At 63.5% G+C, this 18,224-nt stretch carries 22 protein-coding genes, 1 pseudogene and 1 riboswitch; of the genes and pseudogenes, 12 read left to right on the top strand and 11 right to left on the bottom strand.

Features of this window, described 5'->3' with window-relative positions:
* Nucleotide 1: 1 nt before the first annotated feature.
* Nucleotides 2-688: a L,D-transpeptidase gene (locus AC0L2O_RS01575; protein ID WP_369725752.1), complete on the bottom strand. Its 687-nt coding sequence runs from the start codon at nucleotides 686-688 to the stop codon at nucleotides 2-4.
* Between the two features lie 337 nt (nucleotides 689-1,025).
* Here AC0L2O_RS01575 and AC0L2O_RS01570 point away from each other — a divergent pair, with 337 nt between their 5' ends.
* Nucleotides 1,026-2,003, top strand: coding sequence for a magnesium transporter CorA family protein (locus tag AC0L2O_RS01570; RefSeq protein ID WP_473368452.1), 978 nt, complete (start codon nucleotides 1,026-1,028; stop codon nucleotides 2,001-2,003).
* 207 nt (nucleotides 2,004-2,210) lie between these two features.
* Nucleotides 2,211-2,429, top strand: a complete 219-nt coding sequence (locus AC0L2O_RS01565) for a hypothetical protein (protein ID WP_473368451.1) — start codon at nucleotides 2,211-2,213, stop codon at nucleotides 2,427-2,429.
* 204 nt (nucleotides 2,430-2,633) lie between these two features.
* Here AC0L2O_RS01565 and AC0L2O_RS01560 read toward each other — a convergent pair whose 3' ends face one another.
* Both AC0L2O_RS01560 and pdxH read right to left on the bottom strand, forming a co-directional pair.
* Nucleotides 2,634-3,386 (bottom strand): SDR family NAD(P)-dependent oxidoreductase, encoded by a 753-nt coding sequence (locus AC0L2O_RS01560; protein WP_369725749.1) that lies wholly within the window; start codon nucleotides 3,384-3,386, stop codon nucleotides 2,634-2,636.
* Nucleotides 3,387-3,445: 59 nt separating this feature from the next.
* The gene (pdxH, locus tag AC0L2O_RS01555) at nucleotides 3,446-4,087 is read right to left on the bottom strand and encodes a pyridoxamine 5'-phosphate oxidase (RefSeq protein ID WP_409189871.1); all 642 of its coding nucleotides are present in this window, start codon (nucleotides 4,085-4,087) and stop codon (nucleotides 3,446-3,448) included.
* 92 nt (nucleotides 4,088-4,179) lie between these two features.
* Here pdxH and AC0L2O_RS01550 point away from each other — a divergent pair, with 92 nt between their 5' ends.
* The gene (locus AC0L2O_RS01550) at nucleotides 4,180-4,608 is read left to right on the top strand and encodes an RT0821/Lpp0805 family surface protein (RefSeq protein WP_369725747.1); all 429 of its coding nucleotides are present in this window, start codon (nucleotides 4,180-4,182) and stop codon (nucleotides 4,606-4,608) included.
* A 168-nt stretch (nucleotides 4,609-4,776) separates the two neighbouring features.
* A complete protein-coding gene (locus AC0L2O_RS01545; protein ID WP_473368450.1) occupies nucleotides 4,777-5,742 on the top strand; it encodes a DnaJ C-terminal domain-containing protein in 966 nt (321 codons plus the stop codon).
* A 353-nt stretch (nucleotides 5,743-6,095) separates the two neighbouring features.
* On the opposite strand, the gene AC0L2O_RS01540 is transcribed toward AC0L2O_RS01545, so the two are convergent.
* Together AC0L2O_RS01540 and AC0L2O_RS01535 are read right to left on the bottom strand one after the other, a co-directional pair.
* A complete protein-coding gene (locus tag AC0L2O_RS01540) occupies nucleotides 6,096-6,866 on the bottom strand; it encodes an anti-sigma factor family protein (protein WP_473368449.1) in 771 nt (256 codons plus the stop codon).
* 106 nt (nucleotides 6,867-6,972) lie between these two features.
* On the bottom strand, nucleotides 6,973-7,461 hold the full coding sequence (locus tag AC0L2O_RS01535) for a sigma-70 family RNA polymerase sigma factor (protein WP_473368448.1): 489 nt from the start codon (nucleotides 7,459-7,461) through the stop codon (nucleotides 6,973-6,975).
* Between the two features lie 169 nt (nucleotides 7,462-7,630).
* Between AC0L2O_RS01535 and fabI the strand changes: the two genes are divergently transcribed.
* From fabI to AC0L2O_RS01505, 6 genes and pseudogenes are all read left to right on the top strand, one after another.
* Nucleotides 7,631-8,458, top strand: a complete 828-nt coding sequence (fabI, locus tag AC0L2O_RS01530) for an enoyl-ACP reductase FabI (RefSeq protein ID WP_473368447.1) — start codon at nucleotides 7,631-7,633, stop codon at nucleotides 8,456-8,458.
* Nucleotides 8,459-8,468: 10 nt separating this feature from the next.
* Nucleotides 8,469-9,062, top strand: a complete 594-nt coding sequence (locus AC0L2O_RS01525) for a histidine phosphatase family protein (RefSeq protein ID WP_473368446.1) — start codon at nucleotides 8,469-8,471, stop codon at nucleotides 9,060-9,062.
* 89 nt (nucleotides 9,063-9,151) lie between these two features.
* A complete protein-coding gene (gene aroC, locus AC0L2O_RS01520; RefSeq protein ID WP_473368445.1) occupies nucleotides 9,152-10,240 on the top strand; it encodes a chorismate synthase in 1,089 nt (362 codons plus the stop codon).
* Between the two features lie 114 nt (nucleotides 10,241-10,354).
* Nucleotides 10,355-11,545 (top strand): annotated as a pseudogene (locus tag AC0L2O_RS01515) (adenylate/guanylate cyclase domain-containing protein).
* Between the two features lie 97 nt (nucleotides 11,546-11,642).
* Nucleotides 11,643-12,026: a type II toxin-antitoxin system RelE/ParE family toxin gene (locus AC0L2O_RS01510; RefSeq protein ID WP_473368444.1), complete on the top strand. Its 384-nt coding sequence runs from the start codon at nucleotides 11,643-11,645 to the stop codon at nucleotides 12,024-12,026.
* Nucleotides 12,023-12,370 carry a helix-turn-helix domain-containing protein gene (locus AC0L2O_RS01505; protein ID WP_473368443.1) on the top strand — a complete coding sequence of 116 codons (348 nt, stop codon included), beginning with the start codon at nucleotides 12,023-12,025 and terminating at the stop codon, nucleotides 12,368-12,370. Before AC0L2O_RS01510 ends, AC0L2O_RS01505 begins: the two co-directional genes overlap by 4 nt.
* A gap of 116 nt (nucleotides 12,371-12,486) precedes the next feature.
* On the opposite strand, the gene clpS is transcribed toward AC0L2O_RS01505, so the two are convergent.
* The 5 genes from clpS to AC0L2O_RS01480 are packed head-to-tail and all read right to left on the bottom strand — an operon-like array spanning nucleotide 12,487 to nucleotide 15,269.
* Entirely contained in the window at nucleotides 12,487-12,792 is a 306-nt protein-coding gene (clpS, locus tag AC0L2O_RS01500) for an ATP-dependent Clp protease adapter ClpS (protein ID WP_014497217.1), read from the bottom strand.
* A 44-nt stretch (nucleotides 12,793-12,836) separates the two neighbouring features.
* Complete coding sequence (locus AC0L2O_RS01495; protein WP_409189865.1) at nucleotides 12,837-13,178, bottom strand: DUF190 domain-containing protein; 342 nt, start codon at nucleotides 13,176-13,178, stop codon at nucleotides 12,837-12,839.
* 2 nt (nucleotides 13,179-13,180) lie between these two features.
* A complete protein-coding gene (gene crcB, locus AC0L2O_RS01490) occupies nucleotides 13,181-13,609 on the bottom strand; it encodes a fluoride efflux transporter CrcB (RefSeq protein WP_473368442.1) in 429 nt (142 codons plus the stop codon).
* Nucleotides 13,610-13,615: 6 nt separating this feature from the next.
* A complete protein-coding gene (crcB, locus tag AC0L2O_RS01485; RefSeq protein ID WP_473368441.1) occupies nucleotides 13,616-14,050 on the bottom strand; it encodes a fluoride efflux transporter CrcB in 435 nt (144 codons plus the stop codon).
* On the bottom strand, nucleotides 14,025-15,269 hold the full coding sequence (locus AC0L2O_RS01480) for an MFS transporter (protein WP_473368440.1): 1,245 nt from the start codon (nucleotides 15,267-15,269) through the stop codon (nucleotides 14,025-14,027). The genes crcB (AC0L2O_RS01485) and AC0L2O_RS01480 overlap by 26 nt, the downstream gene beginning before the upstream one ends.
* 74 nt (nucleotides 15,270-15,343) lie before the next feature.
* Nucleotides 15,344-15,421, bottom strand: a riboswitch (Fluoride riboswitch).
* A gap of 219 nt (nucleotides 15,422-15,640) precedes the next feature.
* Between AC0L2O_RS01480 and AC0L2O_RS01475 the strand changes: the two genes are divergently transcribed.
* Nucleotides 15,641-16,489: a DUF1194 domain-containing protein gene (locus tag AC0L2O_RS01475; RefSeq protein ID WP_409189861.1), complete on the top strand. Its 849-nt coding sequence runs from the start codon at nucleotides 15,641-15,643 to the stop codon at nucleotides 16,487-16,489.
* Nucleotides 16,490-16,648: 159 nt separating this feature from the next.
* On the top strand, nucleotides 16,649-17,281 hold the full coding sequence (locus AC0L2O_RS01470; RefSeq protein ID WP_369725733.1) for a hypothetical protein: 633 nt from the start codon (nucleotides 16,649-16,651) through the stop codon (nucleotides 17,279-17,281).
* A 3-nt stretch (nucleotides 17,282-17,284) separates the two neighbouring features.
* On the opposite strand, the gene AC0L2O_RS01465 is transcribed toward AC0L2O_RS01470, so the two are convergent.
* Nucleotides 17,285-18,130 carry a nucleotidyltransferase domain-containing protein gene (locus tag AC0L2O_RS01465; protein ID WP_473368439.1) on the bottom strand — a complete coding sequence of 282 codons (846 nt, stop codon included), beginning with the start codon at nucleotides 18,128-18,130 and terminating at the stop codon, nucleotides 17,285-17,287.
* Nucleotides 18,131-18,224 lie beyond the last annotated feature (94 nt).

Genomic DNA, 18,224 nt, shown 5'->3' with positions numbered 1-18,224 from the left:
ATCAGTAGTTGCCGGTCTGATAACCGCCGCCGCCCTGGAGCGCCAGGCGCGAATTGTAGGGCGAGTCGCCGTGCTTCGGCTCGAGCACCACGACGATGGTGCCGACCTTGACGCGGCTGTAGAGGTCGATCGCGTCCTCGTTGGTCAGGCGGATGCAGCCCGAGGAGATCGAGGCGCCGATATATTCAGGCTGGTTGGTGCCGTGAATGCGGAACAGCGTGTCCTTGCCGCCCGAATAAAGATACATCGCGCGCGAGCCCATCGGATTGTCCGGACCGGGGGCGACATAGGTCGGCACGCCCAGGCGGGAAATTTCGCCAGGAGTCGGATGCCAAGCCGGCCATTCGGTCATGCTGCCGACCTTGGCGATGCCGGACCAGGCCATGGCCTCTTCGCCGACGGTGATGCCGTAGCGGATCGCCTTGCCGCCATCCATCACGTAATAGAGGTAGTGATTGTCGGAATCGACCACGATCGAGCCCGGCGACTCCTTGCGGTGATAATCGACGATGGCGCGGCGGAACGGCTCTGCCACCGGCGTATTCTCGTACCGGATCTTGGCAAGGAGTTCCTTGTCCTTCGGCTTGAAATTCTGGGTGTTGGTCGCCTCGAAATGCGTTGCCTGCATGCAACCCGAGAGCATGAAGCCAGCAGCCAAAATTCCCAACGTAACTTTCAGCGACGACATGGTTTGGTTCCAATCAAAACAATACCGCGCGAGCCTCGGCATAGGTGCCCAAGGCCCTCGACTCCGTTGATCCCATTATCGTCGAAATCTGCCACAATTCCAGCGCTGAGGGGCTTTTGCCGCGCTGCGAGGCCCGACCTGTGGCTTTTCTGCCGCAAGTTTTACGGCCGTGGGCTTATTTTGCGGCAGAGAAGACCGAACTGTCGATTCTGTGCCACAGTTGCGCCATGCGGCGGCCACAAATGCAAACGCCCCGTTAATGTAGTTGTCATCATGAACTTGTCAGAATCGCGCTAAGGGGCTGCTGGTCGGCCACAGGCCTCCGTTGGAGTTGTTCATGTTTTCGGTGTTTGTTCCCTCTGAATCCTCCCTCAAGAAGGCTGTTGTCGAAGATCTCGCGGCGGTGCCGGAGCACGCGGTGTGGATTGATCTGGTCAACCCGACCGCGGCCGAGGACAAGGCCGTGGAGCGGCTTTCGGGGATCGCGATCCCGACCCGGGAGGATATGCAGGAGATCGAGATCTCCAGCCGCCTCTATATCGAGAACAGCGCGCGCTACATGACCGCGACGCTGATGTGCCACTCCGACACCGACATGCCCCGGACCACGGCGGTCACCTTCATTCTCGGCGACCATCGCCTGGTCACGGTGCGCTACGACCAGCCCAAGCCCTTCGCGCTGGTCGAAGCCAAGCTGGCCCGTTCCTGCACGCCGGGGATCACCGGCGAGATGGTGCTGATGGAGCTGCTGGACGCGGTGATCGATCGCTGCGCCGACATTCTGGAGCGCTGCGGCGCCGAGATCGACCAGGTCTCGCATGACATCTTCGAACCCGAGAGCGAGCGCCACGGCCACGCCAAGCAATATTCGCAGATCCTGATCTCGATCGGCCGCAAGGGCGATTTGACCTCCAAGGTCCGCGAGAGCCTGGTCTCGATCGGCCGCGTCGTCGCCTTCCTTTCGGCGGTGGTGGAGGGCGTGAAATGGTCGAAGGATATGCGCGAGCAGCTCAAGACCATGCAGCGCGACGTCGTCTCACTGACCGACCACGCCTCCTACCTCTCCAGCAAGATCACCTTCGTGCTCGACGCCATGCTTGGCGTCGTCAATCTCGAGCAGAACAACATCATCAAGTTGTTTTCGGTCATGGCTGTTGTCCTGATGCCACCGACCCTGATCGCCTCGATCTACGGCATGAACTTCAAGGCGATGCCGGAGCTCGAATGGGCGCACGGCTATCCGTTTGCGCTGGTCCTGATGCTGATCGCCGCGATCGTCCCGTACTGGATCTTCAAGTGGAAGAAATGGCTGTGATCTCGTCGCGCTCTCGGAAAATAGTGACCGAGACCTTACGCCGTTCGCAGCGAGGCGGCTGATGGTGTCGCAGAATAGAGCGGGATTGAGGCTGCGCGGTGATACCTGATCTCCGCCCCAATTCCTCCGGTAAAATTTGAGTGGTGGGCTGAACGTTTACGCGAAGCTTGTCTGCGATAAGGAGCAGGTAAGCCGCGAGGAACAGCCATGGTTGAAAAACACATAACGACGCCCCCCAACGTCATCGATCTGGCGAGCTATCGTCACATCCTGACGAGCGGCAAGGCGCCGGCGTTGTCGGCACGCATGTGCCGGCACTGTGGTGCTCCGCTGCTCGACGGTGAGAACGACGACGACTGCTCGACTGCCATCAACGCAGCCGCTCCGCGGCTGCGCGACCGGTCGCGTCGGATTCGACTGGATTGAGCAACGGAAGGTAAGGGCGATCCAGGTCTTGCGGCGGCGTCATCTGGATCGCCTTACTTCCGCAGCGTTGTTTCCAATTCCGTCATTGCGAGGAGCTCGCGACAAAATTGCGTAGCAATTTTGGGCTGATGCGACGAAGCAATCCAGACTGTCTCCACCGAGGCGGTCTGGATTGCTTCGCTTCGCTCGCAATGACGAGGTAGCCTACACGTGCTGGCCGCCGTTGATGTGGATTTCGGCGCCGTTGACGTAGGACGACGTCTCCGTGCACAGCACGTAGATGATCTTGGCGACCTCGTCGGGCGTACCGAGCCGGTGCAGCGGGATCTGCTGCTCCACGATCTTCTCGGTGCCGGGTGACAGGATCGAAGTATCGATCTCGCCGGGTGCGATGGCGTTGACGCGCACGCCGATGCGGCCGAAGTCCGACGCCATCTCGCGCGTCAGCGATGCGAGCGCCGCTTTGGAGGTCGCATAGGCGGCGCCCGCGAAGGGATGCACGCGCGATCCCGCGATCGAGGTGACGTTCACCACCGAGCCCTTGGCCGCCTTCAATTCCTCGATCAGCCCGCGCGCGATCATGATCGGCGCGAAGAAGTTGACGTGAAACACATGGGTCCAGGTGTCGAGATCGGTATCGATCGAGCCGAGCCTGGAGCCGCCCGCGCCCTTCGGCGAGATCGCGGCATTGTTGACCAGCGCATGCAACATGCCGCCTTCGAGCCGGTCGCGGATGTCGGAGATGGCGCGCGTCGTATCCGCGGGGCTGGCGAGGTCGACCTGGATGTGGTCTTCGGGACCTGCGTCCCACGGGCAATCCTCCGGAAAGGGATGCCGCGAGCAGGTGATGACGCGCCAGCCGGCCGAGGAGAAACGGATCACGGTGGCATGGCCGATGCCGCGGCTGGCTCCGGTCAGGAGCAGCGTACGGCGCGGCGCATTGGACGACTGCGGCATGGACATCTTTCAGGTCGGCCCAAAGATCGAGGCAAAGAGATAAGGATCGAGACAGTGCTCTAGGGGTACATCCGCGTCTTGGACCATGGCTGGCCGGCCGCGTCACGGCGAAATTCGATGCGGTCGTGCAATCGGAACGGCCGGTCGTGCCAGAATTCGATGCGCGTGGGCGTGATGCGCCAGCCGCTCCAGCCCGGCGGCCGCGGCACCTCGCCGATGACGTGCTTGGCCGCGACCTTGGCGATCGCCTGCTCGAAAGCGAACCGGCTCTCCAGCGGCTGCGACTGCTTGCTCGCCCAGGCGCCGATCTGGGCCTGCTTGGGACGGGTGGCGAAATAGGCGTCGGCCTCAGCCTCGGTCACCGGCGTCACGTTGCCGCGGATGCGGACCTGTCGGCGCAGCGACTTCCAGTGAAAAAGTAAAGCGGCCTTAGGATTTGCAGCGAGTTCGCGGCCCTTCTGGCTCGCGATGTGGCTGTAGAAGACGAAACCCTCGGTATCGAAGCCCTTCATCAGCACCATGCGGACATCCGGCAGGCCGTCCGGGTCGACGGTTGCGAGCGCCATCGCGTTCGGATCGTTCGGCTCGCTCTTGATGGCTTCGTTCAGCCAGGCCTCGAACAGCGCAAAAGGCTCGTCGGCGGCGGTGAAATCACCGGATGTTAAGGGTGTCTGGTGTTTCATCGAGGTCGTGTCGGTCATGTCTGGAGTCCGAGTTGCGTCCCGCGGCCCAAAACGCGCTGTTGTCCGCTACCGCCCTATATAGGGTATGGGGCCGCGTTGGCCTATCGGCGATGCGGCCGTCCGGCTTCGTCGTCACAATGATTCTGATTGGGCTTGGCACTGGCGGCTGCAGCTTCTCGCGCAACGAGACCAGCGCATACGCCAAGGCCGACGACAGCGACTTCACCGGCTCGATCGCGCGGCCGGCGAAGGAGCCCGCACCAACCGAGACCGATCTTGCCTTCGCCCGCAACGCCGCGTCCGACGTGCTGAGCAAGGGCGACAAGGATGCGAGCCAGCACTGGGAGAATCCGGAGACGGGCGCTCGCGGCTCGGTGACGCCGATCGCGCAATCCTACGCGGCCGAGGACGGTCGCAAGTGCCGCGATTTCCTGGCGAGCTACGTCAACGGCGCTACCGAAAGCTGGCTCCAGGGCGCCGGCTGCCAAAGCAGCCGTGGCCGTTGGGAGATTCATACGCTAAAGCCATGGCGAAGTTGAGCATGATCCGGAAAGCCGGGAACCGGTTTTCCGACAGGAATCATGCTTCCAATCGTATGGTTTTGGTCCATTCGAGTAGTTGCAAAAATGCCACGCGCCCCCACATGAAGCGCAGGTGGGGCGGGGAGCCCTTTGAACAACTCGATTTCGGTGAAGGAGACGTGACGGATGCGCGACCCCTATGAGGTCTTGGGGGTGCCGCGGGGCGCCAACGCTGCCGCGATCAAGAGCGCCTATCGCAAGCTTGCCAAGAAGCACCATCCCGACAACAACAAGAACGACCCGAAGGCGGCCGAGCGCTTTGCTGAGCTCAATACGGCCAACGAGATCCTTGGCGACGAGGACAAGCGCAAGCAGTTCGATCGGGGCGAGATCGATGCCGACGGCAAGCCGCGCTTCCAGGGCTTTCCGGGCGGCGGCGCCGGTCCGCGTGGCCGCGCCGGTCCCGGCGGGTTTGAAAGCTATACGTTCCGTAGCGGCGGCGCGGGCGCAAGCCCGGGCGCAGGCGGGTTCGAAGACATCCTCAACAGCATGTTCGGCGGCGGGATGCGCGGCGCGCGGCCCGGGGCCGGCGGCGCCCAGTTCGAGTTCGATACCGGCGGGATCGGACTCGATCTCGACGTCAATGTCGCCATGTCCGTCTCGCTGGAGGAATCGGTCCAGGGTGGCGAGAAGCGCGTCCGGCTGCCGAACGGCAAGGAACTCAACGTCAAGATTCCAGCCGGCGTCATCGAGGGTCAGCAGATCCGGTTGAGGGGGCAGGGCGAGAGCGCCCAGGGCCATCCGCCCGGCGACCTCCTGATCACCATCAACATCGCGCCGCATCCCTTCTTCAAGATCGAAGGTGCCGACCTGCGCATCGAGCTGCCGGTCACGCTCTACGAGGCGGTCCTCGGCGGCAAGGTCCGGGTGCCCACGCTCGGCAACGCGGTCGAATTGTCGGTCCCGAAAAACACCTCCAGCGGCCGGACCTTCCGACTCAAGGGCAAGGGCTTGCCGAAATCTGGTGGAACCGGGGATCTCTTCGTCTCCATCAGGATTATGTTACCGGACGGGAACGACGCCGAGCTTGAGGCATTGATGCAGAAGTGGCGGGACCAACACCCCTACAATCCACGTAGCGGGCTCGGTTAAGCGCGATCGACTGAAGGGGTTCTCCTAAAGGCTGAGAGCATCATCCTCGCAGATGATGCTCATCATACGTCCGAGGCGTGGTAGCGCTTCATGGGCTGAGTGTGCGTGTCGGCTGTCCGGCGGGACAGTCGATAAAAAGGTGCGGCCTCGAGAGGGGGACCAGCGCGGTACCAAAAACCCCAATCGAGGCCGCCCGCGTCGATCGGCGGATCGAACGCTGCTCATTTTCGCGTGATCATCCGGTGCGATAATGAGACGCGTCGATGTCTTGATTCCAAATTTTCAATGTCGGAATCGAGGCACGGGCCGCTTCAAGCACGCCCCAGCCAGGCTTGAGTTATCGCGCCGTTGTTTTAGCCGCCGTTTTTTTCTGTCTGGTCGTAGACCGCCTGGGCCACCTTGGTGAGCCGGTCCCGGTCGGCGCCGCCGCTGACGACATAGCCCACACCGCGATCGGCCCAGAACAGCGCCCCGTCCTTGTCCGTTTTGGCATAGCGCATCTGCGTCGCGCCGTTCTCGGTCTTGGCAGTGTAGATCGTGTAGCGCTCGCCCGAAGTGCCCTCATACATCAGGAAGGACGCAGGTCCGTTCGGCCCCGGCAGCAGCCGGCCGCCGACGAGCTTGAGTCCGCTCGCCTCCAGATTGGGCGCGAACACGGTCCAGCCGCAGCGCCTGCTTAGCCAAGCCTGGAGATGATCGCGCTCGTTGCCGGGGACCTCCACGGGATGGCGGACCTCGACGACGTAGAGCCGGTAGGCCTCGAGCGCGTCTTCCGTGAAGCTCTGGAACGTCGAGGGCGCGTTGGCGGCGCCATGCGCGACCCAGCCGACCGTGCCGCCGGCGACGAAGGCAACCAGCGCGGCCGCGACGGCGCCGTAGAACCATTGCCGCGGGCGGCGCTCCAGCCGTTCGAGCTCCAGCCGCGCCGGTACCGGCTCCTGGGCGACGGAATCATAGCGGGCGTGCAGCATCTCGGCCATGGCGCGCCAGGATAGCACCCGCTCGGCATCCTCGGGGTGGCCGGCGAGCCAGGCCTCGACGTCGGTGCGGCGCTCCGCCGGCAGCTCGCCGTCGACATAGGCGTGCAGCTCGTCTTCGGTAACGGGAATGTTTCGGTCGTTCATATCAGTGGTCTCTGGCTCTGCGGCCCAAAATGTCCTTGGTGAATCAACTTCGCTTGGCTCGTCGATGTGCTGCGAGGGGGCAAAAATCGTTGCATCAACCCTGCCATCATTTCACCCGCCTGAGCGCCGGGCGCTGACCCTCCAGCGAGGCTTTGACGTGGGCGCGGGCGCGCGCCAGGCGCGACATCACCGTGCCGATCGGCACACCCTGGATGTCGGCGACCTCGCGGTAGCTCATGCCCTCCAGCATCACCAGCAGCAGCACCGAGCGCTGCTCCTCGACGAGCGTCGAGAGCGCCCTTTCGATGTCGCGTCCTTCGGCCTCGGTCCCGCTGGCATCCGGGTTGTTCTCCGTCAGCTGCATGAATTGCGGTCGCCTTGCCAGCGAGCGCCGCCGGTTCTTGTTGAGGTTGGTCAGGATCGTGTAGAGCCAGCTCCTGACGTCGCCTCCGAGAAACAATCGCTCCGAACGCAACGCCCGAACCAACGTGTCCTGCACCAGGTCGTCGGCCGCATCCGCTTCGCGCGTCAGTGCGCGGGCGTAGCGGCGCAACGCCGGGATCATGGCTTCAACGCTCTGGCGAAACGCACTCATGCCGTTGACGTCCTTCACGTTCGGCGCGAGCGCCTCAACGATGATAACACCCGATTGGAACGGCTATTCCGGCGCTCGAAACACCCTTAACGCCGCGTATTAGGACTGTACCGCAGGGGAGGGCTGGTGTACCTCCAGACCTTAACCCAGTTCGACGGGACGTTACGAAATGGCGCAAAATTCAGGTCTGACGCAAGGACTGATGCAAGGCAAGCGCGGGGTCGTCCTCGGCGTTGCCAACAACCGCTCGATCGCCTGGGGCATCGCCAAGGCGTGCCATGCCGCCGGTGCCGAGCTCGCCTTCACCTATCAGGGCGACGCGCTGAAGAAGCGCGTCGAACCGCTTGCCGCCGAGATCGGCGGCCTCGTGCTCGGACATTGCGACGTCACCGATGCTGCCACCATCGACGCCGCCTTCGCGGTGCTGAAGGAGAAGTGGGGCAAGATCGACTTCCTGGTGCATGCGATCGCCTATGGCGAGCAGCTCGATGGCCGCTACGTCGACACGACGCAGGAGAACTTCAGCAAATCGATGCTGATCTCCTGCTACTCGTTCACAGCGGTGGCGCAGCGCGCCGAGAAGCTGATGACCGACGGCGGCTCGCTCATCACGCTGAGCTATTACGGCGCCGAGAAGTGGATGCCGCACTACAACGTCATGGGCGTGGCGAAAGCGGCGCTTGAGGCCAGCGTACGCTATCTCGCCGCCGACCTCGGCGAGAAGAACATCCGCGTCAACGCGATCTCGGCAGGCCCGATCAAAACGCTCGCAGCCTCCGGCATCGGCGACTTCCGCTATATCCTGAAGTGGAACGAGCACAACGCGCCGTTGCGGCGTAACGTGTCGACCGAAGATGTCGGCGGCAGCGCGCTCTATTTTCTTTCCGATCTCTCGCGCGGCGTCACCGGCGAGGTGCATCACGTCGATTCCGGCTATCACGTGCTGGGCATGAAGCGGCCGGACGCGCCGGACATTTCGCTGGGTGGCAAGGACTAACCTTCCCGCGATGCCCACGATCTACTTCCTTCGCCACGGCGAGACTGAATGGAATGCGCTCGGACGGCTCCAGGGCGCCAGGGACATTCCGCTGAATGCGCGGGGCCGCGAGCAGGCGGTGCATGCCGCGGCCGTGCTGGCGGACCTCTTCAAGCGCGACGGGAAGGACAAGACGGCGCTGCCTTATGTGTCGAGCCCGCTCGGCCGTGCGCGCATGACCATGGAACTCGTGCGCGGCGGTCTCGGATTGCCGCCTGACGACTATTCGCTCGATGATCGGCTGCGCGAGATCGGCTACGGTGTCTGGGAGGGACTGACGCTGGCCGAAAGCGAGGCAACCGACCCCGGCGTCTATGCAAACCGTCTGGCCGACAAATGGACCGTGGCGCCTGCGGGGGGCGAGACCTATGCGGCCGTGCAGTTGCGCATGCTCGATTGGTACGAGTCGGTTTTGACCGACACGGTCGCGGTCGCCCATGGTGGCACCTGCCGGGCGCTGATGGTTGCGCTCGGCATGGAAACACCGGCCAGCGCGGCTGAGCTCTATATCGAGCAGGGTGCGGTCTACGTCTTCCGCGACGGGCGGCTGGAGAGGTATAGTTAAGGCCTGCCGCGGCTGTCCCGCTCCGGCGCTGCGGGTTTGACCCCCGGCTCCTCGCGCGTTACCACACGCCGCAACCAGGCGAGCAGCGCATGTCCTTCAACACCTTCGGCCACATGTTCCGCGTCACCACTTTTGGCGAGAGCCACGGGGTGGCGATCGGCTGCGTGGTCGACGGCTGTCCGCCGATGATTCCGCTCACCGAGGCCGATATCCAGCAGGACCTCGATCGCCGCCGGCCGGGCCAGTCGCGCTTCACCACCCAGCGCCAGGAGCCGGACCAGGTGAAGATCCTGTCGGGCGTGATGGCGCATCCGCAGACCGGCGTGCAGGTGACCACGGGCACGCCGATCGGGCTCCTGATCGAGAACACCGACCAGCGCTCGAAGGACTATTCCGAGATCAAGGACAAGTTTCGCCCCGGCCACGCCGACTTCACCTATGAGGCCAAATACGGCCTGCGCGACTATCGCGGCGGCGGGCGCTCTTCGGCGCGAGAGACCGCGACGCGCGTAGCGGCCGGTGCGATCGCGCGCAAGGTGCTGCCCGACGTGAAGGTTCGCGGTGCGCTGGTGCAGATGGGCCCGCACAAGATCGATCGCGCGAAGTGGGACTGGGACGAGATCGCCAACAATCCGTTCTTCTGTCCCGACAAGGACAAGGCCGCGTTCTTCGAGACCTATCTCGATGGCATCCGCAAGAGCGGCTCCTCGATCGGCGCGGTGCTCGAGATCGTCGCCGATGGTGTGCCGGCGGGGCTTGGCGCGCCGATCTACGCCAAGCTCGATGCCGAGCTCGCTTCCGCCATGATGAGCATCAACGCGGTGAAGGGCGTCGAGATCGGCGCCGGCTTTGGCGCGGCCGAACTCACCGGCGAAGAGAACGCCGACGAGATGCGCACCGGCAATGACGGCACGCGCTTCCTGTCCAACCATGCCGGCGGCGTCCTGGGCGGCATCTCGACGGGACAGCCGGTGGTGGTGCGCTTCGCGGTGAAGCCGACCTCGTCAATCCTGCAGCCGCGCCTGACGGTCGATCGCAACGGCGCCGACACCGAGATCACGACCAGGGGCCGCCACGACCCTTGCGTCGGCATCCGCGCCGTCCCGGTCGGTGAAGCCATGATGGCTTGCGTGCTGGCCGATCACTTCCTGCGCGATCGCGGACAGGTGGGGCGTTGAGTTTTTCACCTTTCCCGGGAGAGGTGAAAGCATACTACGCCTAAACCTTTTGTCTCGCGGTACCAGCCCACCGCGCAGCTTGACGATCCCACAACTTCATCTGCAAATGCGGCGATGGAAACCTCCGAGCTCCAGCGCATCACCAATTGGCTCATCGACGGCGCCAGATCCTCGGCGAGCCCCGCCGAGATGATCGCCGACATCTGCGAACATCTGGTCGCAGCCGGCCTGCCGCTGTGGCGGTTCGGCATCTTCATCCGCACGCTGCATCCCGAGATCTTCGGCCGCAACTTCATCTGGCGGGAGGGCCAGGAGGTCGAGGTCGGCACGGTCGATTTCGAGATCCTGGACACGCCGGCGTTCGCCAAGAGCCCGCTCCGGATTGTGTTCGAGCAGGGAAGAGAGGTCCGGGGACGGATGGATGATCCCGATAGCCACCGCTTTCCGTTCCTCGACGACATGCGCGCCGAGGGCGTCACCGACTATCTCGCGATGCCGATGCTGTTTCTCGATGGATCGATCCACGCGACGAGCTGGACCACGCGGCATCCCGACGGGTTCAGCGACAGCGATATCGCAGCGATCCGCGCCATCGTGACGCCGCTCGCGCGCGTCAGTGAGATCATCACCCAGCGCCGCGCCGCCGAGATTCTGCTCGACACCTATGTCGGCAACCGCGCCGGCGCGCGCATCCTCGCGGGCCAGATCCGCCGCGGTCACAACGACACCATGCAGGCCGCGATCTGGCTGTCGGACCTGCGCGGCTTCACCGCCCTGTCGGACCGGCTGCCGGCCGAAACCGTGGTCGAAATCCTGAATCGCTATTTCGACTGCCAGGTGACCGCGATCCGGGACCATGGCGGCGAGGTCCTCAAGTTCATGGGCGATGGCCTGCTCGAGGTGTTCCCGATTGACGAATATGTCGGCGACGCCAGCCATGTCTGCGGGCGCGTGCTGTAAGCCGCGCGGAAATCCCGCGCCAGCGTCGAGGCGCTCGCGCACCCGGTCGGCGACATCGTCGAGCGCTTCCGCTTCGGCGTCGCGCTGCATGTCGGCCACATCCTCTACGGCAATATCGGCGGTGGCAACCGGCTCGACTTCACCTGCATCGGCCCCGCCGTCAATCTTGCGGCAAGGTTGGAGAAAGTCGCCGGCCGCCTCGGGCGCACCGTCGTGGCCTCGGAGGGCTTTGCCAATGTCTGCCGCGAAGGCTGGCGCGAGCTCGGCGAATTCCCGATCGCCGGATTTTCCAAGGCGCAGCGCGTGTACGGGCTCGCCGAGGAGACGCCGGTGGTGATGGCCTGACCATATCCTTGCATTAGAGCGAGCATCTTATTTCCGGGACGGGCAGATTTTCGGGCACTTGACAAATTATGAGTTTACACTCATATGCTGCTTATAGATGGAAAAATTGCCTGCCCCAGCGCGCCCGCTCTTTTGGGTCGGGTCAAGCCGGAAGGACTACCGGGATTTTCCGCCGGCCGTGCAAGATGCATTCGGCTTCGAACTGTTTCTGGCACAGCTCGGACAGCATCCCCCATCTGCGAAGCCGTTGAAGGGTCTGGGAAACGGTACGGTTGAACTTGTCGAGGATTTCGACGGGGACGCCTACCGGGCCGTGTACACCGTTCGCTTTGGTACCGCTGTCTACGTCCTGCATGCGTTCAAGAAGAAATCTAAGCGCGGGATCAAGACACCCCAGAGCGACATCGATCTCATCAAGCAACGGCTGAAAGCCGCTGAAGCCGATTATGCTGGGAGAACCAGATCGGAGCCGAAGAAATGAGCACGAAGAATATCGAAATCCATGAAGGCGGACCGAACGTTTTTGCCGATCTGGGGCTGCCCGACGCCGATAACCATTTCCTAAAGGCCCAGATTGTTGCCGAACTGTATCGGCTCACTACGGAGCGCAAACTCACTCAGCAAAAGGCGGGAGGCTTAATGGGCATCTCCCAGCCAGAAGTCTCGCGGCTGTTCAAAGGGCATTTCCGCGAATATTCTGTCGACCGTCTGATTGGTTTTCTGACGGCATTTGACCGTGACGTCGAAATCATCGCCCGGCCGCGTGACAAGCGTGCCAAGAAGGCTCGAAGGGGGCACATCACCTTCAGACCGGTCGCGGCGTAACGAGCGGCGACGACCCGCTTTTCTGATTCAGGCCCACGGAGGCGCTCCCCGGGTCTACGGGATTTATCACGAGATCATCATGGCGTGGCTCAAGGCCTAGTCCGAGACGGCGCGCACTATTCCTCCGGCTCGGTCGTGAACAGCAGGGGATAGCCCTTGGCGCGGCCGGCGTCGGTGGCGCGGGTGGCCTTGGTTTCGGCGACGTCCCTGGTGAACACGGCGACGACGCAAGCGCCCAGCTTGTGCGCGGTGATCATGACCTTGTAGGCCTGATCCTCGGTCATGCGGAATTCCGCCTTGAGGATCATCGTGACGAACTCCCGCGGCGTGAAATCGTCGTTGATCAGGATGACCTTGTGCAGCTTCGGCCGCTCGACCTTGGTCTTGGTCCGGGTTTTCGGCTTGGTAACAGTGTCGTTCATTCCGCCTCCTGAATGGCGGGTGTCTGTTGGTTCCAGCTGCCGCGTCAGCCCGCGGCCCTCTCACCATATTGCAGGACCTGGACCTTCTCCAAGGTGATCAGCCCGCTCGACATCATGCCATCCAGGATGGGCAGGAATGCGTTGATGTTATCTTCGCTGTCGACGATTTCGATCAGCAGCGGCAGATCCTCCGATAGCCGCAGGATCTTGGAGGTGTGCAGCCGGCTCGACTTGCCGAAGCCCATCGGGCCGCGCAGCACGGTGGCGCCGGCGAGGTGCTGCTCGCGCGCCTTCAGCACGATCGCCTCATAAAGCGGCTTGCCGTCGCAATGGTCGTTCTCGCCGATGAAGATCCGGAGCAAGACTGCCTGATTGGGAATTTGCATGGTCAGCTCCTTTTCAAACGGTTGGCGCGGCTCGCCATCATATGGCCGAGCCACACCGATACCAGCCAGCAGAGAACGGACGCCGCGACATAGGCCAACGCAGTGTACTTCATGCCGCCATGGACCAGGCGGAAGGTCTCAAGGCTGAAGGCCGAGAAGGTGGTGTAGCCGCCGCAGAACCCGGTCATGACGAACTGCCGGTGTTCGGGCCGCGCCAGCACCCGGCCCTCGGGGCCGGTCAGGGTCGCATAGAAGCCGATGATCAGCGATCCCGTGGCATTGATGAAGAGGGTCGCAAACGGAAAGCCGGGCCCTGTGTCGAGCGCCAGGGAGACCAGATAGCGCGTCAGCCCCCCGGTGATGCTGCCGGCGGAGACCCAGGCATAGAGCATCGCGCTACGCCAACGGTCGGTAGAGGAGGGGACACTCATGTGTGACTAGCCTCCAATCGTGTCTGCGAGGAGGAAACCGCAGCTGACGGCGAAAAGGCCCAACCCGACCGACGCCACGACATTGCCGAGCGCAGCGGCCTTTTCTCCGTTGCGCGCCAAGGTCAGGGTTTGCAGGCTGAACGAGGACACCGTGGTGTAGCAGCCGAGAAAGCCTGTCACTGCGAACAGCCATGGCGTGGGTGCAGCGAAGATCGAGGCGGGGTGGGTCGCCAGCGCGCCGAAGATGCCGATCAGGAAGGCGCCGCTGACGTTGATGGTCATGGTACCCCAGGGAAACGTCTCGCCCAGCCGCCGCGCGATCGCGCCGGAGACGAAATAGCGCGCGCAGCCGCCCAGGATGCTGCCGACCGCGACCGCGATCACTCCGCTCAGCACGACGAATGGTCCCTTCTCATCACTTCCGCTCCACGCCCAGTCCATTGCCGATCGCGAGCAATCCTACAAGCGCGATCAGCGCGAATCCAAGCCCTGCGAAGAACGTACCAGCCGGGCCGTAGGCGTCCCATAGCGCGCCGGCGATCACACTCGCAGCCAGCAATGCGAGGCCTGTGAACAGGTTGAAATAGCCGAACGCGGTCCCCCGTAAATTGGGCGGCGCGGCGTCGGCGACGAGCGCCGAGAGCAGCCCTTGGGTCAATCCCATATGCAATCCCCACAGCACGACACCGAGCGCGAGGCCCGCAAGGCTCGGCAGCAGCGCGAGCGCGAGATCGGCGCCTGCGAGAAAGACGAGGCCGAGCGCGAGCAGGCCGGTCCGGTTGATCCGGTCCGACAGCACCCCGGCCGGATAGGCGGAGATCGCGTAAGCGATGTTCATCAGCACCAGCACCGCCGGCACCCACATCGCATTGAGCCCGATGTTCTGGGCGCGCAGGATCAGGAAGGCCTCGCTGAAGCGCGCGAGCGTGAAGACGACGCCGACCGCCACGATGCGCCAGTAGACCGCGCCGAGCTGCCGCATCGCGGCGAGATTGAGCGGATTGTTCGCGGGCTCCCGGCTCGGGTCGGGCTCCGGCTCGCTCACCGCGAACGCGATCAGGCCGAAGGACAAAAATGCCGGCAGCACGGCCACCCAGAACACCGCGGCAAAATTGCCCGCGGTCCACCACATCAGGCCGATCGCCGCGAGCGGCCCGACGAAAGCGCCGACGGTATCGAGCGACTGCCGCAGCCCGAAGCTTGCGCCCCGCAGGCCGGCGGGCGCGATGTCGGCGATCAGCGCATCGCGCGGCGCGCCGCGGATACCTTTGCCGACGCGGTCGACGAAGCGCGCGGCAACCAGCCAGCCGACGCTGGGAGCGAGCGGGAATAGCGGCTTGGTGATGGCGGCCAGCCCATAGCCGAGCGCGGCGAGCAGCTTGCGCCGGCCGAGCCAGTCCGACAGCGCGCCGGAGAATATCTTTGTGATCGAGGCCGTCGCCTCCGCGATGCCCTCGATGAAGCCGACGGTGAGCGTAGAGGCGCCGAGCACCGTGACGAGATAGACCGGCAGCAGCGCATGGATCATCTCGGAGGAGACGTCCATCAGCAACGAGACGAAGCCCAGCACCCAGATCGCCCTGGGCAGCGCGGTCCGCGCAGCATTCGGTGTCGGGGTCACGTCCCAGCCTTCACGTCTTGACCTTCTCCTGGCCTTCATCAGGCAACAAAAAACCCGCCACGGGCGGGTTTGTCCATGCTCCCGCCAAAGGCAGAGGCTCATTGATGGCCTCACCTCGAGCAGGAGCCATCAGCCCACTACGATCATCGACCGCCGGGCGGTTGTCGGGGGACTCCATCCCCATCTCTCCGGTTAGGGTATCATGAAATCGCGCGGGATAATAGGGCGGGGCATTGCTCCCACGCTCGCTACCGTCGTTGCGTGTGTTCCGGTGGCACGACCATGGCGATGCTGCGGCATCCTTGCGCCGCAGGCGAAATTCCTGACTTGAATGTGAAGCACAAGCGATCTTCGCACTTTGCGGCAAGGCGTTTGCATGTCACCATCGCGTCATACGACGGGAGGCTGCGATGCGCTTGCTGTTCTCGATCGGGGCTGTGCTGGTGGCCGGCATGCTTGCCGGAGCGGACGTCGCTGGCTTGGCTGCACCAGGACCAAGACATCAACCGCAGCGACAGGCAGCCGACGGAGATGCGCAGTCGGTCGACGTCGAACTGATCCTCGCGGTCGACGTCTCCTATTCCATGGACATGGATGAGCTCGCGATCCAGCGCGAAGGCTACGCGCAGGCAATCCAGTCGAAAGAGTTCCTGCAAGCGTTGAAAGCTGGTCCCAACGGCAGGATCGCGGTGACCTATTTCGAATGGGCCGCCTCGACCGACCAGAAGATCATCATTCCCTGGCGATTGATCGAGGGACCGGAGAGTGCGGATGCGGTCGCCGGCGAGATCATGAAGACGCCGATCCGGCGCGCCTCGCGGACCTCGATCTCCGGCGCGATCGGATTCGCGATGCCGCTGTTCGACGAAGATCCCTATCACGGGCTTCGCCGCGTCATCGATATCTCCGGCGACGGCCCCAACAACAATGGCACCCCGGTCACCTTGGCGCGCGACGCTGCGCTCGAGAAGGGCATCGTCATCAACGGCCTGCCGATCATGGTCAAGGAGCCGTCCTACTCGACGATGGATATCGACAATCTCGACTACTACTACGAGGACTGCGTCGTCGGTGGTCCCGGCTCCTTCGTGATCGCGATCAAGGATCGCGAGAAGTTCAAGGAAGCGATCCGCACCAAGCTCCTCATGGAGGTCGCCGGCCGCACGCCCGAGCATCCGGTGGTGCGCGTTGCGGACAAGGAGCCACGGGTGAATTGCATGATCGGCGAGAAGATCTGGTCGGACCGCTGGGGGCGCTGAGGCGCATCCGAGGCCATTTGCCGCTCGCACGCCGCGGGTGAATTAACCGCGTGTTAACCAGGACGTGACCCAATCGGAAGTGTTTCCGAACGTTTCTGACGCTGTCTCACGGCGCTCGACCACGAGCGAGTTCGTCAAACTCGTCCACCGAGCAGATCCATGCCCATCGTCACGCCGAGCACCAGCCAGATTTCGCCCGCCAATGAGCGGCTCTATCACCAGAGCAGTCTGGTCGGTGACTGGAAGGGCAAGTGGGCTGGAAACAATCAGGATGTCGGCTTCAAGGTCGTGAACATTCGCGGCACCCGGGCCCAGATCGAATACACCCATAACGGACACACCGAGCGCGGCTTCGGCCAGGTCAGCGGTGCGACCGTCACCTTCGGCTCGGTCACGGTCGGCACCAAGGACGGCAAGAACCTGGTGCTCTTGTTCTCCGCAGGCGGTGGCAAGCAGACCGCAACCCTGCAGAAGCAGGCGCCGCCAGCCTCCGACAGCCGCCTCGTCGGAAGTTGGGGCGGCTATTCTGCCGACAATGGAAAGAGCGCAAGTTTTCGCGTGCTGGCCGTCGACGGCAAGGAGGCACAGGTCAGCGTCACTACCGACGGCATTACCCGCCAGGGCACCGGCATCGTCTACAACAACGTCATCATGTTCGGGCAAGCGCAGATCGCGACCAACGACGGGCAGAACGGCAACATCATCTACCAGGTCGGCACCAAGTCGTTCACGGTACCCGTGACGAAATATCCGCCGGCGGATTCGTCCTCGTCGGTGGACAGGACGGCCTAGCGGTTACGGCTGCTTCGCGTTCGACTGCGCCAGTGCCTGCAATTGCTGGTCGATGTCCCGCAACGCCTCGCAAGCGGCTGCATAGGCGTCGGTGCCGATCATCCGCCAGATATCGTCCGCCTGCTGCGTCAATTGCGGGATCGTCAGCGGCAGGAACGCAGCCTCCTGGAGCGCGCCCTTTTCGTTGATCAGATAGCGTCCGTTCAATGCGAACAGGACCTGCGCAGTGCAGGCGAGCGACCTATAGAGACATCCGACAACGTGGGTCCGCTCGTTACGTGCGGCTGCGAGCTCGGCATTCTCGATGCTGAACAGGACTTCCCACTGGAAGCGCCGGATCAGGGCGCGGCCCAGGTTCTGCGGGTAGGAAAGCGCAATTGATTTGAGCCGGGCGATCAAGCCATGTGGATCGTGCAGTGGCTGACAATATGCGATCTCGCCCATCCAGATTGCCGAGCAGAAGCCATGCGGATGGCCGGGCTGGTAGGCCATGACGACCGTACCGGACTGGCAGGCCGTCATGACGGGCTCGACGTTGTCGGCATGACGGTACAGCAGATCGACCTTTTGTCCCCCCACCGAGAGCCACGCTCCGCCGACGATCCAAGGTCCCCATTCGTCATATCTTGTCACGGTCGCCGCGCCGGGATCGTCCGCGATCTCTTTCACCAGGGTCCGGAGTCGATCCGTATCGATGAGGTCGCCACCGGAGCAATACAGCCCGATGTCGTAGTCGGAAGCAGGATGTGCGCTGCCACGCGCACGCGAGCCGCCGAGCACGATGGCCTCGACGCCCGGTACCCCGGCAAGCGCGGATGTCAGGCGTGTGAGCAGGGGATCATCTGGCATGTATCATTTGTGTGTGGCAATCCGGCGTGGCGGAGTTCAACGCGTAAGGACGAGGTAACCGGGAACTTCGGAAGCGATGATCTGCGTCGGTCTA

This window comes from Bradyrhizobium sp. Kon10 (assembly GCF_055807395.1).
The sequence above is the reverse complement of the archived record's forward strand: the minus strand, read 5'-3'. Positions and strand labels throughout refer to the sequence as shown.

Bases quoted from the DNA above. Each gene is read 5' to 3' on its own strand.
- AC0L2O_RS01545 (WP_473368450.1), top strand. From the start codon at position 4,777: ATGCGCGACCCCTATGAGGTCTTGGGGGTGCCGCGGGGCGCCAACGCT.
- crcB (WP_473368441.1), bottom strand. From the start codon at position 14,050: ATGGACTGGGCGTGGAGCGGAAGTGATGAGAAGGGACCATTCGTCGTG.
- AC0L2O_RS01480 (WP_473368440.1), bottom strand. From the start codon at position 15,269: ATGAAGGCCAGGAGAAGGTCAAGACGTGAAGGCTGGGACGTGACCCCG.
- AC0L2O_RS01495 (WP_409189865.1), bottom strand. From the start codon at position 13,178: ATGCAAATTCCCAATCAGGCAGTCTTGCTCCGGATCTTCATCGGCGAG.
- crcB (WP_473368442.1), bottom strand. From the start codon at position 13,609: ATGAGTGTCCCCTCCTCTACCGACCGTTGGCGTAGCGCGATGCTCTAT.
- AC0L2O_RS01510 (WP_473368444.1), top strand. From the start codon at position 11,643: ATGGAAAAATTGCCTGCCCCAGCGCGCCCGCTCTTTTGGGTCGGGTCA.
- AC0L2O_RS01540 (WP_473368449.1), bottom strand. From the start codon at position 6,866: ATGAACGACCGAAACATTCCCGTTACCGAAGACGAGCTGCACGCCTAT.
- AC0L2O_RS01560 (WP_369725749.1), bottom strand. From the start codon at position 3,386: ATGCCGCAGTCGTCCAATGCGCCGCGCCGTACGCTGCTCCTGACCGGA.
- AC0L2O_RS01535 (WP_473368448.1), bottom strand. From the start codon at position 7,461: ATGAGTGCGTTTCGCCAGAGCGTTGAAGCCATGATCCCGGCGTTGCGC.
- AC0L2O_RS01465 (WP_473368439.1), bottom strand. From the start codon at position 18,130: ATGCCAGATGATCCCCTGCTCACACGCCTGACATCCGCGCTTGCCGGG.
- AC0L2O_RS01575 (WP_369725752.1), bottom strand. From the start codon at position 688: ATGTCGTCGCTGAAAGTTACGTTGGGAATTTTGGCTGCTGGCTTCATG.
- aroC (WP_473368445.1), top strand. From the start codon at position 9,152: ATGTCCTTCAACACCTTCGGCCACATGTTCCGCGTCACCACTTTTGGC.
- AC0L2O_RS01570 (WP_473368452.1), top strand. From the start codon at position 1,026: ATGTTTTCGGTGTTTGTTCCCTCTGAATCCTCCCTCAAGAAGGCTGTT.
- AC0L2O_RS01505 (WP_473368443.1), top strand. From the start codon at position 12,023: ATGAGCACGAAGAATATCGAAATCCATGAAGGCGGACCGAACGTTTTT.
- fabI (WP_473368447.1), top strand. From the start codon at position 7,631: ATGGCGCAAAATTCAGGTCTGACGCAAGGACTGATGCAAGGCAAGCGC.
- AC0L2O_RS01525 (WP_473368446.1), top strand. From the start codon at position 8,469: ATGCCCACGATCTACTTCCTTCGCCACGGCGAGACTGAATGGAATGCG.
- AC0L2O_RS01470 (WP_369725733.1), top strand. From the start codon at position 16,649: ATGCCCATCGTCACGCCGAGCACCAGCCAGATTTCGCCCGCCAATGAG.
- AC0L2O_RS01565 (WP_473368451.1), top strand. From the start codon at position 2,211: ATGGTTGAAAAACACATAACGACGCCCCCCAACGTCATCGATCTGGCG.
- clpS (WP_014497217.1), bottom strand. From the start codon at position 12,792: ATGAACGACACTGTTACCAAGCCGAAAACCCGGACCAAGACCAAGGTC.
- AC0L2O_RS01550 (WP_369725747.1), top strand. From the start codon at position 4,180: ATGCGGCCGTCCGGCTTCGTCGTCACAATGATTCTGATTGGGCTTGGC.
- AC0L2O_RS01475 (WP_409189861.1), top strand. From the start codon at position 15,641: ATGCGCTTGCTGTTCTCGATCGGGGCTGTGCTGGTGGCCGGCATGCTT.
- pdxH (WP_409189871.1), bottom strand. From the start codon at position 4,087: ATGACCGACACGACCTCGATGAAACACCAGACACCCTTAACATCCGGT.